The following is a 1218-nucleotide window of genomic DNA, read 5'->3' on the forward strand; positions in this document are numbered from 1 at the left end:
CCCCAGCTGAGGGGTGGGATGGGTGGCAGTGACACGGGCGAATCAGCGGGTGTTCTGGGCGGGGATCGCTGAGGGGTTGCCGACGGCGGCGGCCTCTCGGCGGGCCCTGATCAGCGGGCAGCGCGGTGCGCGGTGGTTCCGGGAAGCTGGTGGTGTGCCACCGTTGGAGACCAGTGAGCCCTCGGGTCGGTTCCTGTCCCTGAGCGAGCGGGAGGAAATCGCGGTCGGGCTGGCTGCTGGCCAGTCCGCGCGCCAGATCGCCCGCCAGCTGGGGCGGGCCTCGACGACGGTCAGCCGCGAGCTGGGTTTGTGGGAGCGGGCCCATCCCGGGCGCCCCTACCGGGCGGTGCCGGCACAGACCGACGCCGAGGCCCGTGGGGCCCGCCCCAAGCCGTTCAAGCTGGCCCACGAGCCGCTGCGGGAGCGGGTGCAGGCCGATCTGGAGCGCAAGTACTCACCGCGGCAGATCGCGATGCGCCTGGCCATCGAGTTCCCCGACGAGCCGGCGATGCGCCCCTCGCACGAGGCGATCTACCAGGCCCTCTACGTCCAGGGCCGTGGTCTGCTGCGCCGGGAGCTGACCGCCTGCCTGCGCACCGGGCGGGCGATCCGCCGGCCCCGCCACCGAGTCGATGGACGCTCAGATCCCGACCGCCGCATCCCCGGCAAGATCATGATCAGTGAGCGGCCGGCCGAGGTCGCCGACCGGGCAGTGCCCGGGCACTGGGAAGGCGACCTGATCGCCGGAGCGGCCAACAAGTCCTTCATCGGCACCCTGGTGGAGCGCACCACCCGCTTCTGCCTGCTGCTGCACCTGCCCGGCCGCAAGATCGACCCCCTGGCCCTGCAGGAGGCGATCGTGACCGCCATGGGCCAACTGCCCAAGCACCTGCGGCTGTCCTTGACCTGGGATCAGGGGCTGGAGATGCGCCGGCACGCCGAGATCACCCTGGCCGCTGACCTGCCCATCTACTTCTGCGACCCGCACTCACCCTGGCAACGCGGCAGCAACGAGAACACCAACGGGCTGCTCCGCCAGTACTTCCCCAAGAGCACCGACCTCGCCGTCCACACCCCCACCGACCTGGCAGCGGTCGCCGCCGAACTCAACGGACGCCCCCGCCAGACCCTCGGATGGAGAACCCCCGCCGAAGCCCTCAACCACCTACTCTCACCACCTCAACCAACCGGTGATGCAACGACCACCTGAATCCACCT

General features: G+C 70.9%; 1 protein-coding gene. It reads left to right on the forward strand.

The genetic code is table 11. The features are described from left to right. The first annotated feature begins 22 nt into the window (after positions 1–22). Positions 23–1210 carry an IS30 family transposase gene (locus tag G1H19_RS22310; RefSeq protein WP_456071376.1) on the forward strand — a complete coding sequence of 396 codons (1188 nt, stop codon included), beginning with the start codon at positions 23–25 and terminating at the stop codon, positions 1208–1210. Positions 1211–1218 lie beyond the last annotated feature (8 nt).

It is taken from the genome of Goekera deserti, assembly GCF_010685995.1.
GTDB lineage: Bacteria > Actinomycetota > Actinomycetes > Mycobacteriales > Geodermatophilaceae > Goekera > Goekera deserti.